The organism is Nitrosomonas limosa (assembly GCF_054188085.1).
This window is the reverse complement of the sequence record NZ_CM135180.1, coordinates 1,207,497-1,222,656: the sequence shown is the minus strand read 5'-3', so window position 1 is coordinate 1,222,656 and position 15,160 is coordinate 1,207,497. Positions and strand designations below refer to the sequence as shown.

12 protein-coding genes are annotated in these 15,160 nt (G+C 50.2%); 5 read left to right on the top strand and 7 right to left on the bottom strand.

The window, feature by feature from the left end:
• Positions 1-25: 25 nt before the first annotated feature.
• Positions 26-781, bottom strand: coding sequence for an endonuclease/exonuclease/phosphatase family protein (locus tag ACV7NC_RS05500; RefSeq protein WP_458154501.1), 756 nt, complete (start codon positions 779-781; stop codon positions 26-28).
• 36 nt (positions 782-817) lie between these two features.
• On the opposite strand from ACV7NC_RS05500, the gene ACV7NC_RS05495 reads away from it, so the two are divergent.
• Genes ACV7NC_RS05495 through ACV7NC_RS05485 form a run of 3 tightly spaced genes read left to right on the top strand, consistent with a single transcriptional unit; the run spans position 818 to position 3,218 of the window.
• Positions 818-1,345: a CDP-archaeol synthase gene (locus ACV7NC_RS05495; protein ID WP_458154500.1), complete on the top strand. Its 528-nt coding sequence runs from the start codon at positions 818-820 to the stop codon at positions 1,343-1,345.
• An 18-nt stretch (positions 1,346-1,363) separates the two neighbouring features.
• Positions 1,364-1,960 (top strand): CDP-alcohol phosphatidyltransferase family protein, encoded by a 597-nt coding sequence (locus tag ACV7NC_RS05490; RefSeq protein WP_458154498.1) that lies wholly within the window; start codon positions 1,364-1,366, stop codon positions 1,958-1,960.
• Positions 1,961-2,012: 52 nt separating this feature from the next.
• Positions 2,013-3,218 (top strand): HD-GYP domain-containing protein, encoded by a 1,206-nt coding sequence (locus ACV7NC_RS05485; protein WP_458154497.1) that lies wholly within the window; start codon positions 2,013-2,015, stop codon positions 3,216-3,218.
• Positions 3,219-3,355: 137 nt separating this feature from the next.
• Here ACV7NC_RS05485 and ACV7NC_RS05480 read toward each other — a convergent pair whose 3' ends face one another.
• A complete protein-coding gene (locus tag ACV7NC_RS05480) occupies positions 3,356-3,994 on the bottom strand; it encodes a PEP-CTERM sorting domain-containing protein (RefSeq protein WP_458154495.1) in 639 nt (212 codons plus the stop codon).
• 51 nt (positions 3,995-4,045) lie between these two features.
• Complete coding sequence (locus tag ACV7NC_RS05475; RefSeq protein ID WP_458154494.1) at positions 4,046-5,044, bottom strand: trypsin-like serine protease; 999 nt, start codon at positions 5,042-5,044, stop codon at positions 4,046-4,048.
• A gap of 396 nt (positions 5,045-5,440) precedes the next feature.
• Between ACV7NC_RS05475 and ACV7NC_RS05470 the strand changes: the two genes are divergently transcribed.
• Both ACV7NC_RS05470 and ACV7NC_RS05465 read left to right on the top strand, forming a co-directional pair.
• Positions 5,441-6,745 carry a M18 family aminopeptidase gene (locus tag ACV7NC_RS05470; protein ID WP_458154493.1) on the top strand — a complete coding sequence of 435 codons (1,305 nt, stop codon included), beginning with the start codon at positions 5,441-5,443 and terminating at the stop codon, positions 6,743-6,745.
• Between the two features lie 376 nt (positions 6,746-7,121).
• Positions 7,122-8,636 carry a peroxidase family protein gene (locus ACV7NC_RS05465; protein WP_458154492.1) on the top strand — a complete coding sequence of 505 codons (1,515 nt, stop codon included), beginning with the start codon at positions 7,122-7,124 and terminating at the stop codon, positions 8,634-8,636.
• Positions 8,637-8,754: 118 nt separating this feature from the next.
• Here the strand turns inward: ACV7NC_RS05465 and ACV7NC_RS05460 are convergent, their stop codons facing one another.
• The 4 genes from ACV7NC_RS05460 to ACV7NC_RS05445 form a co-directional block, all read right to left on the bottom strand.
• Positions 8,755-10,200, bottom strand: a complete 1,446-nt coding sequence (locus ACV7NC_RS05460) for a hypothetical protein (RefSeq protein WP_458154491.1) — start codon at positions 10,198-10,200, stop codon at positions 8,755-8,757.
• 283 nt (positions 10,201-10,483) lie between these two features.
• Positions 10,484-11,299: a nucleotidyltransferase domain-containing protein gene (locus tag ACV7NC_RS05455; protein WP_458154490.1), complete on the bottom strand. Its 816-nt coding sequence runs from the start codon at positions 11,297-11,299 to the stop codon at positions 10,484-10,486.
• Positions 11,286-12,368, bottom strand: a complete 1,083-nt coding sequence (locus ACV7NC_RS05450; protein ID WP_458154489.1) for a hypothetical protein — start codon at positions 12,366-12,368, stop codon at positions 11,286-11,288. Before ACV7NC_RS05450 ends, ACV7NC_RS05455 begins: the two co-directional genes overlap by 14 nt.
• The gene (locus ACV7NC_RS05445; protein WP_458154488.1) at positions 12,352-15,150 is read right to left on the bottom strand and encodes a DNA methyltransferase; all 2,799 of its coding nucleotides are present in this window, start codon (positions 15,148-15,150) and stop codon (positions 12,352-12,354) included. The genes ACV7NC_RS05450 and ACV7NC_RS05445 overlap by 17 nt, the downstream gene beginning before the upstream one ends.
• Positions 15,151-15,160: the final 10 nt, after the last annotated feature.

The window sequence follows — 15,160 nt, the reverse complement described above, 5'->3', positions numbered from 1 at the left end:
ATGCGCCAATCAATGCAATTTAGTGCTATCTCAGTTTAAATTCGGCGATTAATGGAATATGGTCAGACATGCGATGCCATGGCTGGCCATGTAAGAAGTTGCAATCGACAACATCAAGGCCCCGGAAGTAAATGCGATCCATTGATAATACGGGGAGCCAAGCAGGAAATGTACGAGCATAAGTTCCGTGGGTGGTTTTGAAAACTTCTTTTACACCCAAATCACGATGTAGATAGTGTTCAGCGCGCCCGCGCCAGTCGTTAAAGTCCCCTGCGATTACCAATGGTTCTTCAAATGGCACATGCGAATTGATGCGCCTTACCAATGTGGAGAGTTGACGATCCCTTTCCAGTCCGAATAAACCCAAATGAACACAAATAATATGAATTTTGCGGTTAATACCGGGGATTTGAATGGCTCCGTGCAACAAACTACGGCTGGCAGACCGAAACAACGACACGTTGATGTTATCCCATTCAATAAACGGATATTTACTGAGAATGGCGTTGCCATGATGGCCTGACTTATAAATGGCATTCTTGCCATAGGCGTAATGCTGCCAAACTTGGTCGGCCAGAAATTCGAATTGCTGGTTATTCGGCCAGTCATCAAAGCGATTGTTGGAAATATTCCGCTCGCCATGCACTTCCTGCAGAAAAACGATATCAGCATTGATCTGTCGTAATGAGTTCTTGATCTCATGAAGGATGAAACGAAGATTACTTGCACTGAATCCTTTATGAATATTATAGGTGAGTACTTTTAATGATAGGTCGGCCATACGGTTTCCGAATTATTAGCTTCCAAACCGGTCATAATGACCGAGCAAAAAAATACCTTTGAAGATGGAATATTGACATTGTCGATCGAATTTTTACATCTGTTGCTTTTAATTATAATCGCAAATGGCGCACCAGTATTGGTACGGCTGCTATTGAAGGACCATTTAGACCTTGCAGTCGATTTCGGTAGAAACTTCGCGGACAACAATCGTATCTTCGGGTCTTCGAAAACCTGGCGAGGAATAATCGCAGCATTGCTGGTAACCCCCATTGCAGCGAGTGTACTGGGGTATTCTTTCGAAACAGGATGGCACATTGCATTATTTGCGGTTCTCGGTGATTTGTTTTCGAGTTTCATTAAGCGCCGCTTGGGGATGGCGCCAAGCAGCAAGGCATTCTTGCTCGATCAGGTACCGGAATCGTTGATGCCGGCGCTGATAGTGATGCAGAATTTTCATCTCGGAGTATCCGATATTTCATTGCTGGTTTTTGTTTTCTTGATCGTCGATCTTGTGATGACATATATGCTTTATCACTGGAGGATTCTAAAGAAGAAACCTTAACTAACAAGGAGTTCCGTCATGAATCGTACAAAGAATCAGATAATAAATATTCCCAATCTGGTCAGTTTGATTCGCTTACTGGCGACGCCGCTTCTGTTTTATTTCGCGCTTACAGATCAGCCCAACTGGTTCATAGGTGTGTTGTTGTTCGCGGTATTCACCGACATCTTGGACGGTTTTTTGGCTCGATGGCTCAATCAAATAACTGCAGTGGGTTCACGGCTCGATAGCTGGGGAGATTTTTTTATCTATAGCACGATGGCAATTTGCGCTTGGATTCTATGGCCGGAAATTATCATCCGGGAAAAGCTGTACTGGTTGATCATCGTGTTAAGTTTTACACTGCCTGTTGTAATTAGCCTCATTAAGTTTCATACCATTAGTAGTTATCACACCTGGAGTGTAAAGCTTGCAGTGGCAATTACCGTAGTAAGCTATGTTTTGTTATTTACGGGATTGCTGGATTGGCCGATTCGAGTAGCTGCTATTTTTTGTTTGTATGCCGCTATCGAAGAAATCGCAATTACGTTGCTGATCCGGCATGAGCTTGTTGATGTCCGGACCGTTTGGCAAGCGATACGATATAAAAGGAACAACCAGTACCGTAAACCCTGAAGCCGGCTCAAAGTGAGTTCTGTCGGTAGATTATTTCCATGTGTATTTTTATATGATAAAAAAAGTTCAGGCTAATGAAGTTCGATTAGGCATGTATATTCATGAGTTGCGGGGAAATTGGCTCGAGCATCCATTCTGGAGAAAATCATTTAAGCTGGATCAGCAAAAGGATCTGGATAAACTGCTCGGTTGCAGTTTCGACGAGATATGGATAGACACCGATAAAGGATTGGATGTCAAAAATCTGCAATCCGCCATCAAAATTAATCCATATTCCAACAAACCCAGCGTTGAAATTCCAAAACCGGCTAAAAAGCCACAGCTCCCGGTTTCGGTGGATGAAGAAATGGATGCGGCTAAAAAAATTCATAGCAAAGCCAAAGAAGCGGTTACCAGCATGTTTTCTGAAGTTCGCATGGGTAAAGCGCTGGAGATCGAAGAAGCAACCGTGCTGGTGGATGAAATTAACCAATCCATGGAGCGCAATCCCAATGCGTTGTTGAGTCTGGTGCGATTGAAAACCGCCAATGAATATACCTATTTGCATTCCGTCGCAGTTTGCATGCTGATGGTGGCGCTTGGAAGGCAAATGGGATTGCAAGGAGAGCAACTCAGGCAAGCGGGCGTCGCCGGGTTGCTGCACGATGTCGGTAAGATGGCGGTTCCTAATGAGGTATTAGAAAAACCCGGGAAATTAACCGATGAAGAATTTTCGATCATGAGAAGCCATCCCCGGCGCGGATGGGAAATTCTCAAATCCTGTTATCAAGTGCAAGAATCTGCTCTGGATGTATGTTTACATCACCATGAGCGGATGGATGGACAGGGTTATCCAGAGAAACTATCAGGTGATCAATTGACGCTTTTTGCCCGCATGGGTGCAGTTTGTGATGTGTATGACGCCATCAGTTCGGAACGTTGCTACAAAAAAGCTTGGTCGCCATCAGAATCCATTCATAAAATGGCGTCTTGGAAAGATGGACATTTCGACGAGAAAGTATTCCATGCATTTGTAAAAACCATCGGAATTTATCCTAACGGCACACTGGTCAAGCTCAAATCCGGTCGGCTGGGTGTCATCCTTGAACAATCCAAAAAAAGCCTGACAGCGCCCATCATCAAAGTGTTCTTCTCAACGCGCGCCAATGCTTACATTCAGGCGGAAATTCTGGATTTATCGAAAGGCGCGGATAGCATTGTGAATATTGAAGATCCGCTCAAATGGCAATTCGATATCAACAAGCTGCAAGGCATTTAACGAAAAAATGGGAAAGTAGCAGAAAGACGGCAACTAAGCGGCCAATAAAAAAAGCCCCGCAAATTATGCGGGGCTTTTTTTCATCCAGTCACCGGTTTGCAGCCGATAGCGATTTGTAACTTCAGATTTTCAGAAGTTTAGCCATTGATCGCACGACGGCGCGCATATGCACCGACAATACCTAATCCGGCCAGCAAAAGAGCATAGGTTTCAGGTTCCGGTACCAATGAGACATTGATATTATCAATTGAATAATCTCCGAAAGCGCCGGTACTATTGGCGCCAGTGATAGTCACTGAGATCAGGTTTGTCCAGCCGATGGCCGCCCATTGAAAATCATTGACACCGCCTACGCCATCGCGTATTCCATCAAGCGTAATGCTGGTGCTGAGTACGCCGCCGCCGGATTGATTGCCGGTGATGATGACGTCAGAGAAATCGTTGAGAGATTCACCAGGCAGCCATAGTTCAGCCACTTCAAGTCCAACCAGATTGAAAAGGCTGCCGCCTGCGTGTGTCATTGTTACCGCTTTTCCTAAAGCAGAGGCTGCTTCGGCTGAAAGATAATTCGATCCGCTCGAAACGAGTCTCGAATCGAAGGTATCAATGATATGAAAATGATCGCCAGCGAAATTAAAACCATCCGAAGTGACGGCAGTAGAAACGCTGTTACCGGTAGGCGCGAGATCGTCAAAAGTGATGGTGGCGGCATGTGTCACCCCTGATAAAACAAATGAAGCTGCACCGATAATAGATACATAAGTGAATGTTTTCATAATAATTCTCCTGTTCGTAAAAGATTTAGAACAAAAAATCATCATTAGCCGTTATGCCTGATGATGATTGCTACGGCGTTGCACAAACATGCCAATACCGAATAAGCCGGCCAGCAACATCAGATAAGTTTGAGGCTCGGGCACTGCCGTAATGCTTGCAATCCAGGCGGCATGTGGCAGCAAATACGTGTCACCGGCAACTTCGCCAAAAGTAGAATTCAAATCATCGTCAATGTCACCGAATCCCAAACCGAAGGTGGCACCGAATGAATGTACGCCTACTAGCTTGAATACACCACCCTCGAGAACAAAGCTGGGACCGCCGGAATCGCCGGATGCAATCATGGCTTCGTTAGGAAATGGCAAACCCGTGTTACAGGTTCCGGCGATGATACAAAATACATCATTCGCTGCGGTGCCGTTATCAAAATCATACGCCAGACTGCCGCCACTCCAGACAGCGTCGTAAACGTTATAACCGTAATGCAACGTGCCAAAAGTACCGGGGATGGCGCCGGTTAAACCAGTGCCGATCAAACCGTAACCGGCGTGTAATACCGGTTGAAGAACCGGGCTGCCGGTTGCAAGCCCAAAACCGGGAATGGAATTGATTGGTGTATCCAGCTTGAGAATTGCGATGTCGTCATTGTTTCCGAGCGAATGACCATCCCAGGTTGGGAAGACAAAAGCCTCGGTGGAAGTTGTGGTGATCGCGCCGCCCTGGAAAGAAATCGTGGCGGAATTGAGCAGATTATTGCCGTCATCATCGGTGACACAATGCGCGGCGGTCATCAAGAAAGCGCCGCCGTCCAGCAGCGAGCCGCTGCAACCGAAATTACCGTCGCTGCGGCTCAACGACAGCTTGGCTACGCCGTCAAATGGCAAGCCCAGCGGCGCGATCCAGTTATCAGGATCATCGCTGGCAACCATCAAAGGCATGTATTCTTTGGCGGCGTCGAGATCAATCACCGGCAGCGTTGTGGCGTGAGCCGAAACCGATAGCCCTGCGGCAATCGACAATATCAAAAAGTGATGTAATTTATTATTCATATTCTTATCCTATGTTTTAAGGGGCATATGCATTAATTGGGTAAAAAAAATCGGTTAATCAAAAAGAGCTGCGCTAAGAAATGATCATTTTAACAACCGGACCGGAATTTTTTCACTGCGGAAAGATGCTGGTTAGTCTATCGTATCATTGCGATAGCGCGCATACTTAATCCGATACATAAATTGTTTTTATTATTATCTAAGTGATTGATTTTTCAATTCGCTCACTTCAACAGAAGGCATTATAACGAATTTCTGGAAAATGAAAACCCATCATTGCATGAATGAAATGGATGATTAAAAAATTGTGTCTATCCGGGTTGCCGGATCGATCGAATTGATCTATTTTCAGCAATCCTGAATAAACTGGATTCATAACTGACCGTGGCAACGCAAATGACCCCTGATAACCCGATTCAAGATTTACTTGACTTCATCGACCGCAGCCCGAGTCCGTGGCATGCCGCCGCTTCGGTCGAGGCCGCCGTTCAAGCCTTTCAATTCGTCAAACTCGACGAAACCGCCAAATGGCAACTGCAAGCAGGCGGGCGTTATTACGTGAAGCGCGACGATTCGTCGATCGTGCTGTTCGTGCTGGGCAATCAAGCGCCATCCGATGCGGGGTTTAAAATTGTCGGCGCGCATACCGACTCGCCGGGATTCCGCATCCGGCCGCATGCCGCTACCGTGAGCAACGGCTTTGTCCGGTTGGGAGTCGAGATTTACGGCGGACCGATCCTGGCGACATTTACCGATCGCGATTTAAGCCTCGCGGGCCGCATCAGTTATCTCGACGAACATGGCAAACTGTCTTATCGGCTAGTGCGCTTCGATCAACCGCTGTTGCGCTTGCCGAATCTGGCGATTCACATGAATCGCGGCGTCAACGAAGACGGTTTAAAGCTGCATAAACAAAACGAATTGCCGCCGCTGTTCGCGCAACTGACCGGCGAACAATTGCCGCAACCGTATTTTCTGGCGCTGCTGGAGCAAGCCAGCGGTATTGACGCCGCGCAAATCCTGTCGTGGGATCTGGCGGTGTATGACACGCAAAAAGGCGCGGTGTGGGGCGCGAACCGCGAATTTTACGCCGACAGCCAGATCGACAATCTGGCGTCGTGCCACGCCGGTTTGCAAGCGCTGCTAGAAGATACGGTTCTGAACGATGCGCGCAGTACGCTGGTGTGCGCGTTTTTCGATCACGAGGAAATCGGCAGCGAGAGTCATGTCGGCGCCGCCGGCAGTTTTCTCGCCGATACTTTGCAGCGGATTTGCATCGCCACCGCGATGGATCGCGAAGATACCGCGCGTGCCTTGGCGAACAGCTTTCTGATCAGCGCCGACATGGCGCACGGTTATCATCCGAATTTTCCAGCTTCGTACGACGCCGACCACCGCGTGTTCGTCAATCAAGGACCGGTGATTAAATCCAACGCCAATCGCCGTTACAGCACCGAAAGCGTTTCCGCCGCGCAATTCATCCGTTGGTGCGAAGACGCCGAAGTGCCCTATCAGCGCTACTCACATCGCAGCGACCTGCCATGCGGCAGCACCATCGGGCCGATTGCTTCAGCGAAACTCGGTATCCGCAGCGTCGATGTCGGTTGCCCGATGTGGGCGATGCACAGTGTGCGCGAAAGCGCCGGGGTGGCTGACCATGATTACATGATCCGGGTGTTGAAACGGTTTTTTGGCGATTGAGTTCGCCTTTTGAATGATGTGATTTTCTACAAGGTTTCTTTTAATTTTCAGGTTTCCAACATAATTTTGCGAATGTTCTATCGAATAGGTTGAGAAAACCTATTTCATATGCGGTACGGACTTGTGGGTTTTATCACAGAGTCACACGATTTTTGTGGCTATACTTCGTGACTTGCAATGTATCTTGAAACGATTTTAAGAATTCATGCATGAATAGGAGTTTTTGACCGGCAATTTTTAGCGAGGTAGGGTTTCCGCGTATCGAACAATAATGCTACTTTCTTGTATTTTGGAGTTTTGTTGAACCGGAAGCTTCTTAACAGACGTAACGGCATGATCTGCTTGTGCCATATAGATAAATCAATTGGAGAAAGAAATGACACGACACGGTTCTTATAAATTAGGCGGTGATAATCCTCCCAAGTCGACTTATTACGAGCAAGGTAAATTTGGCCGGATGTTTCCGTCATTGCCGCCTTTTGCTACGGATAACAAACAAATAAAAGATGCGCTAAAAGAATTGGGCAGGAAAGGCGGCATCATGGATGCAATGGAAAGTATGGATGTTATGGCGAATCCAAATCTTGCTCGCGATTTGATCGTGAATCCCGCATTAAATACCAATAATCCGAATAACCCCAATCTTTCCGCCGGTATGACTTTTCTTGGTCAATTTCTTGACCATGACATTACATTCGATCCGACATCGAGTTTGGAACGGCAATCGGATCCTGAATCCATTCAGAATTTCCGGACACCGCTGTTTGAATTGGACAGCATGTATGGGTCGGGACCGGGTGCATCGCCGCATTTGTACGACCAAAGCCCAGCCGGGGAAGGTATCAAGTTTTATCTTGAAGAAATTCCCGGTTCCGGGGCAGTTTCTGCGGATGGATCCACACGTTTCGATTTGCCGCGCAACAACCAAGGAACTGCACTGTTGGGTGATCCACGCAATGATGAGAATTTGATTGTTTCTCAGTTGCATCTGGCGATGTTGCGGTTTCACAATGCGGTTGTCGATTATGTGAAAGCTGAGTTTGGCCTTAGCAATCCTGACGAAATTTTTGCAGAGGCGCAGCGTTTGGTTCGATGGCATTACCAGTGGATTATCGTGCACGAATTTTTGGAGAAAACAGTCGGTAAACCATTGGTTGATGATATTTTGAACAATGGACGCAAGTTTTATAAATGGCGCAATCAACCCTATATTCCAGTTGAATTTTCGGCAGCCGCCTATCGATTCGGGCATTCACAGGTGCGTCCGTCTTATCGCTCCAACTTTGGGTCAACACCGTCAGATGTGAATTCGCATGTCTTCAAACTGATTTTTAATGACGGTTTGCCCGATGGTCCCGATCCGGATGATTTGCGAGGTGGAAAGCGAGCCCCATCCCGCTTTATTGATTGGCAAACATTTTTTGATTTTGGTGATGGCAATGTCCGGCCGAATAAGAAAATTGATACGAAACTGTCGACCGTGTTATTTGATTTGCCAGGTGTGCGGGGCGAGTTTCAATCCCTGGCGCAGCTTAATTTACTACGGGGTCTGACTTTCAGCTTACCTTCCGGCCAAAGTGTAGCCAAAGCCATGAATTTGCCTGTTCTGGATGCGACGGACCTTGCCGATCTTGTTGATCTCAAATTGCACCTACGGACGCCGCTTTGGTTTTATATTTTGCGTGAAGCTGAAGTGAAGCAAAACGGAGAGCGGCTCGGGCCGGTTGGTGGACGCATTGTTGCCGAGGTTTTTATTGGCTTGTTGCAGGGCGATTCGATGTCATACCTGAAGCAAGATCCGGAATGGACACCCACGTTACCAAGCGCGGTTGCAGATAATTTTAAAATGACTGACTTACTGAAGTTCGCCGGTGTTGTCGCGAGATTATGAGTAATGCTTTAGTACCGGGTTAATATGTGGCACGTCATCCTCAAAAAATCATGGTAACCTCATGAATACGGGTGGATGACGCTACAAAAATTGCGCTTCAAAGTTGAATCCGCCACTTTTATTTCGACGGCGCAAGAACATCGACCGGCTCCCAATGCCTTTCAGCCGTCATCCGCACAGCGCCGGTTGCCTCGCGTAACAACAGCGGATAAATTTTATGCCGGACTTCGGCGGGTATATTCGCGGTATCGGATGAATGCGGATCGAAATGCAATTTCTCGATATGGCTGTGATAGCGGCCGTTGACCGGGAAACCGTGTTTGCTCAAATGATGAAACGTGTGTTCCAGTTCCTCGTCTCCTGCCAAAACCAGCTTGTGACTATTCGCCTTCAGCCAGTCGACGTTAGGTTGGCCATAACCGATCTTGGAATAATCGAGCTGATTGGCAAGGCAGAACGACAGAATGCGCATGCATTTCTGGCAAGTGCCGCACGGCAGGATTCTGTCGTTGCCTTTATGCGCGTGATGGCACGACACCTGCAACTCGAATAGCGCCGGATATTGCTTGGCCAGCGTTTTTTGCACCTGATAGCCGGTAATCGAACGGATCGGCGCCCATTGGCGGATGCCGTACCCGGCATCGCCAAACCAGCGGGTCATGTAGCGGTCGTATTCCTGGCTTTGATCGTAAATTCCCGGGAAGAAATCGACATCGTTGATGCGGTTGCGGCCGTCGAGAATCTTGGTCGGTTCGATATATTCGTTGCCGACGCAGACATTACCGATTTTTTCCTGCTCCATCAGCGGCAACGACGAAAAAATGAAATACGCGAAAGTAAAGAAATGCAGCGGATCGGTGATCGACTTGATGCCGCGGATATTGGTTTCGACCAGCGGCGAATGCCTCACCATGAACGCCCACAGCCGGTCGGCATTGGTCCAGATGCGGCGGGTATTGATATCGTTTTGCTTGAATGCACGGTAAGCGGTCATCGCGGTGCGCCAATGCCCGCCGGACACGTTGATATACACCGGGTACACATTCATGCCGGCTTCCTTGAGCAAACCGTAGCACAGCAAACTTTCCTTGCCGCCGGACGACAGAACCACCATTTTGTTCGGATCGGCATCGAAACCGGTCAGATCGCGTCCGCTGCCGGCAATCAATGTAGCCTTGCACGACGCATTCGCCAGCGTGACATCGAGTTCCGCCACGGCGTATTGCGGCTTGATGAACAGCGGATCTTGATGAAACCGGCTGACGAAAATCTCGATGCTCATTTTCTTCAGCATGTCGTCGAAAAAACGGAATTCCTGCGGCCCAAGATCGAATTCGAACACGATTTCCCGGGTGTACAACCCGTAATTGACCGCCGAAAGACCGCACGTCAGATTGGCGAAGCGCTGCGCGTTATCGCCTTCGATGCTGTCCTCGTATTTGTTGCGCAATTCGCATGACATGCGCTTGCCGTCTTTCTCCAGAATATAGCGGGTATGAAAACCGTGCTTGGTAACGACGGGTTTCTCGACGATGATCCGGTCGAAGCAAATCAGATCGTTCATGAATGTCAGCCCTCTGATAGATAAAGGCGCGCGCAGCGCCGCGGTTTGATTTTTTTATTGCTGACCGGCCCTGGTAGCCGGTCGGATTTAATATTAAGACAGCGAACACATGGTTTTGTTGACACCGCAGCGCAAACTATCGGTCAGGGACTGGTGATCGCCTGGTAGCACTCGAACGAGAACAACATGCATCCGGTTCGATTGCAAAAGTTCTTCCGTGCTATGCGCTTTCTCCTTCGTCAAAGGGGAATATGACGGCTCCAGGCCGCGAGAAGTTGTGGCGTCAGGGGGTTCTTAAGGCATCAAACCGCAGAACGGTCTCCATTAACAACCGGTCCAGCACGGAAAAATCGATTTCACGAAATGCGGGCGGGGATACTGATTCCAGCCGCTTCAATTCCGCAGCGATGAATGCATCGATGACCGGCATCGGCGGACCGTATTCCGACTCCTGCGCTGCTCGCTTGATCGCCAGCAATTCTTCGATAGCCCGGCGCATCGCCGGATCGGTTATCATGGCAGCTACCAATTCCTCAAACCGCATCGGCGTTGTGCCTCGTCCTTGCTCGATCCAGCGCGCCGCCAGCAGCGGGCGCAACACATAGAGGTATTTTTTCAGCCGCACTGTAGTGCCGGTGAGATATTCGCGATAGTTTCCGCTCGCCATGTGAATGTAATGATGGAATGCGCGCTCCGGTTGATGCGTTATCTGCGCGGCCTCTCGCACGGCATGCAAGAAAACGGTATCAGCGCGATATACCACCGGCGAATCCAGCCACTCGATCAGCGTGGCATTGCCTTTTTTCAGCAAACCCAATGCCTTGCGCAATTCCCAGCCGCCGATGTCGAGTTCGTCCGCAACCGGCAATTCGATCACGTTGCGCTGCGGCGTGACTTGCAAATACCAGGGTAATGGATGCACGTACAGGAAGCGCACATCGTAATCGCTGTCGGGCGAGGCGAAACCCCAACCACGGCTGCCGGATTCGCACGCATAAAGGACGCGCACGCCATAGTCCGCTTCAATGGCCGCGAGACGGGATTCGATTTCGGTGCGAACACCGGAATCGATCGGGTGATCGTCCTCAATGATCGGCATTGTCTCCTGCCGGTAATGGTCCGTCATCGGCGGCATGCAGAAAATTCTCGCAATAGCGTACCGTCACATCCGGCGCGGTTTCGCCTTCTTGCAGGCTGGCCTGGAACATTGCTGCGAAGCGTCTACCCGCGTCGTGGCAGCGCTGCCGATCCGAAGCATGCAACAAGACGAAGTCGTTCGGGTCGATGTCGGTGCCGTGGGTAATGGGGCCTGTTCGCGGCAGGCTGGTTGCGAAAGGAAGTTTGCGATCAGGGTCAAATACATAGGCGCGGTGTGCATACGAAAGCCAGGATCTAAAAGCAATGATTACTTTCCAGCTAGTGAAATAGTGGCTGGGCCAGCGGCATCCGGAGTATTCGCCGTTGATCCGCATCAATTCATGGCCGCTCTTGCCCGGAAAAAAGCCGAATTCGATCCGCGCTCCGGCGGGCCACAGCGGTGTGCGCGGCCAAGGTTCGTCGGCGTCGAGTTCGAGCAGACGCTCCAGTGCCATGCCGCCTTCGACATTGGGCTCCAGTTCGTCAACAGGCAATGAATCGCATGCCGGATAATCGGCGAGCAGATGATTCAAACCATGCGTGCGGGAATCCAGCGCAGTGACGGACACCGGGCCGCGGCCCGCTTGTTGCAAAGCCTTTACTAGCGCCCGGATATCGGCCTCGTATTGTTCGCGCGCAAATTCCAGACGCACGTAGCCCACGCGATCGCCGGTCAGTGTTTTGTCCAATGCCGGGTGCAGACCAACAATATCCAGTTCCCAAACCACGGTGTTGCTATCCGGATGGCTGATCAGCACTCGTTCTTCAAGGTAGACATCCGGCGCATAACCGCAATCAGCGGTCAGCACTTGGTGCCCGCCGGGGCGCTTGATCGAATCGATTAATGCAAATACATCCCAAACGATGCCGCGTCCGGCCAAATCGTTGCCGCTGCCTGCAAAATCGGGAACTGCTTGCAGTATCAAATGTGGCGGATCGTCAAAAATAATCTCGCTGTAGTGGATTTGCCCGCCGATCCGGCTGGGCAGCGTGAGCGCGGGACGGGTTTCGCCGTCAAGAAAGCCGGTCATGGTTTGGCGGTTGCGCTGTTTTTTTGCCGGTTTTCTTGGCGGAAACGGCGGGCAGCAGGCTGGTGATTGCTTGGTAGCGTTCGAACAAAAACGCCACGCGTTCGGCTTCGGAAGCGAACGATTTTTTGCCGTACGCCGCATCGACGGCACGGTCCAGCGCCTGATGCGAGCGCACCAGTTGCGGCGGCATGGTCAGCGGGTCGTACAAATCGGCCAGTGTCGCATCTGGAAACTGCGCACGGGCGTCGAGCACGGCTTGCGCGGCGGTTTCGATGGCATGGCGTTGCGTTTCAGTGGGTTCCGGCCACGGGAAGTTGTTGTAGACGATTGTTACAGAATATTGATAATCACTTTTCAATCGGCCTGTAACAGAACGAACCCAGGCATTGTGCATGGCTGAAGATAAAATGCCAAAGTGGTACGCATTAGCATTGCGAAAAATTCTTAATTTGTTACTGCTCAGAGTTTCTGGTTGTTCAAACCCAATAGGTATAAAAGTCCGGCGTTCGGAGGAAACTTCAGGGATAACCAAATAAGACGAATCGGGTATATTTTCTACATGGAAACGTGTTGGTGTGGCAGCAATCTTTTGTGTGGGAATGCTTTTGCTTTTCAATCGAAGCTGACGTACAGCTTCCACACGTTTCATCGCTTCCGGCATCTGGCGAAGTTCATTTGGCGGACAGTCGCCAAGCCATAAGCACCAGCGCTCGTAGCTGTTCAAAAATTCATCGGCACCAATCCAACGACGGAACCATTTAGCAGCTTGCGGTTCACGAGCGATAAATTCAGTTTTTTCTTCTGTTGTAAACAGATAATTGCCACCGTCAATTGGTTTATTGCCGATACCAATGGCAGGTACATTACAAATCGGTTTCTCGCGATTGGTCAACGTGATATTGGGTGCATCTACTAGATATGGATTGATGTTTTTGACAGAAATCGCATGCGGTTCGCCTTGGATATTCACATACTCAAAAATGGTTTTCTGCGCGGCTTCTTGTAAACCGAAACCAATAATGACGCAATGCACCGCTGCCTTACCACTGGCTTCGCTGCTCCACTGGAAGGTGCGGTGGGCGAAATGGATATGCACGCCACGCCGCAATAAATCCGGCCACAATACGCCAACCTGTTCGCCTTGCGTGATCGAATTGGTGGAGACAAACGCGACAAGGATCGCCGGATGGGTGGCGATATAATCGGTAGCTTTGCGGTACCAGCAACTGACGTAATCGAGCAATCCGGCATTTTTGGTATCGTGAAAAATCGCGGCGACATCGGTGCGTTGCGCGTCGTTCATGAATTTTGCGCCAATAAATGGCGGATTCCCCATCACGTAATGGCATTGCTCCGCAGGAATCACTTCATTCCAATTCAGCCGCAGCGCGTTGCCGTGCACGATATGCGCGGATTTGGTCAGCGGCAGGCGGGTGTAGTTTTGGCCGAACTCTTCCGACACTTGCGCGTTCATTTGGTGATCGGTGAGCCACAGCGCGACTTGCGCGATTTGCACCGGGAATTCCTCGATTTCGATGCCGTGGAATTGATCGACATTAACCCGGACAATATTGGATATATCGAGCACTAACTGCCCGCCGCCATAGAGTGCGCGCAATACTTCCAATTCCAGACGGCGCAGTTCGCGGTACGCGATCACCAGGAAATTGCCGCAGCCGCACGCCGGGTCTAAAAATTTGAGGCTGGCGAGTTTGCTGTGAAACGTTTGCAGGTTTTGTGTGCGGCCTTTGACGGTCTGGCGGATTTTTTCAAATTCGGCGTGCAGTTCATCGAGAAACAGCGGACGGATCAGCTTGAGGATGTTTTCCTCGGTGGTGTAATGCGCGCCGAGGTTTCGCCGTGCGTTCGGCGTTTCGTCCATGATGTTCTGGAACAGCGAACCGAAAATCGCCGGGGAGATGCCGCTCCAGTCGAGCGCGCAGCAAACCAGCAACGCGGCGCGCATGTCGCGGTCGAAACTGGCGAACGGCAGGCGCTCTTCAAACAATTTCCCGTTGACGTACGGAAACCGGGCCAGCGTGTCGTCGAGGTTTTTCAGCCGCGCGTGTTCCGGTGTGTTCAGAATGTCGAACAATTGCGCCAGTTGCGACGCCAGGTCGCTGCCATCTTCGCGCGTTTGCTGACTGATGAATTCAGTGAACTGCGTGCGCTCGAAAATGCCGGTGTCCTCGGCGAACAGGCAAAACAGCAGCCGCACCAGATACACTTCCAAGTCGCGCGGCTTGGCCTTGCCATAACCGATCTGTTTCAATTGGTCGTGCAGCTTCGCCATGCGCTGCACCGCCTTGGCGTTGACCGGGCTTTCCGGTGAAATTTTTTGCGGCTGGTAACCGGCGATGAACCAGAATAGCTTGACGTTTTTGTACAGTTCCTTGAGCAGGAATTCGGTCTGCGTGCCTTCCACCATGTCGTACAGGCGGAAGCGGGCAAAGTCGCTGACCAGCACGAAACGCGGCAATTCGTGTTCCTTCAGTCCGGGGAAATAGTCGATGGCTTGCTGGTAGGCGCGATCCAGATCTTTACCGCGCGATTTGTGCTCGATCAGCAGATTGCCTTTCCACAGCCAGTCGATGTAACCGTCGCGGTCGCCGAGTTTTTTGACCTTCTGCTCAAAGCTGCCGATGCGCCGCGAGGTGATGCCGAACACATTGAAAAACTCGATCCAGAACGGTTTGGCGTCGGCGTCTTCGGATTCCGCTTTGGCCCATTCGCGGGAAAACGCCAGCGCGCGGTCTTTGATTTCGTTCCAGGCTAGGGCCATGCAGTCTCCG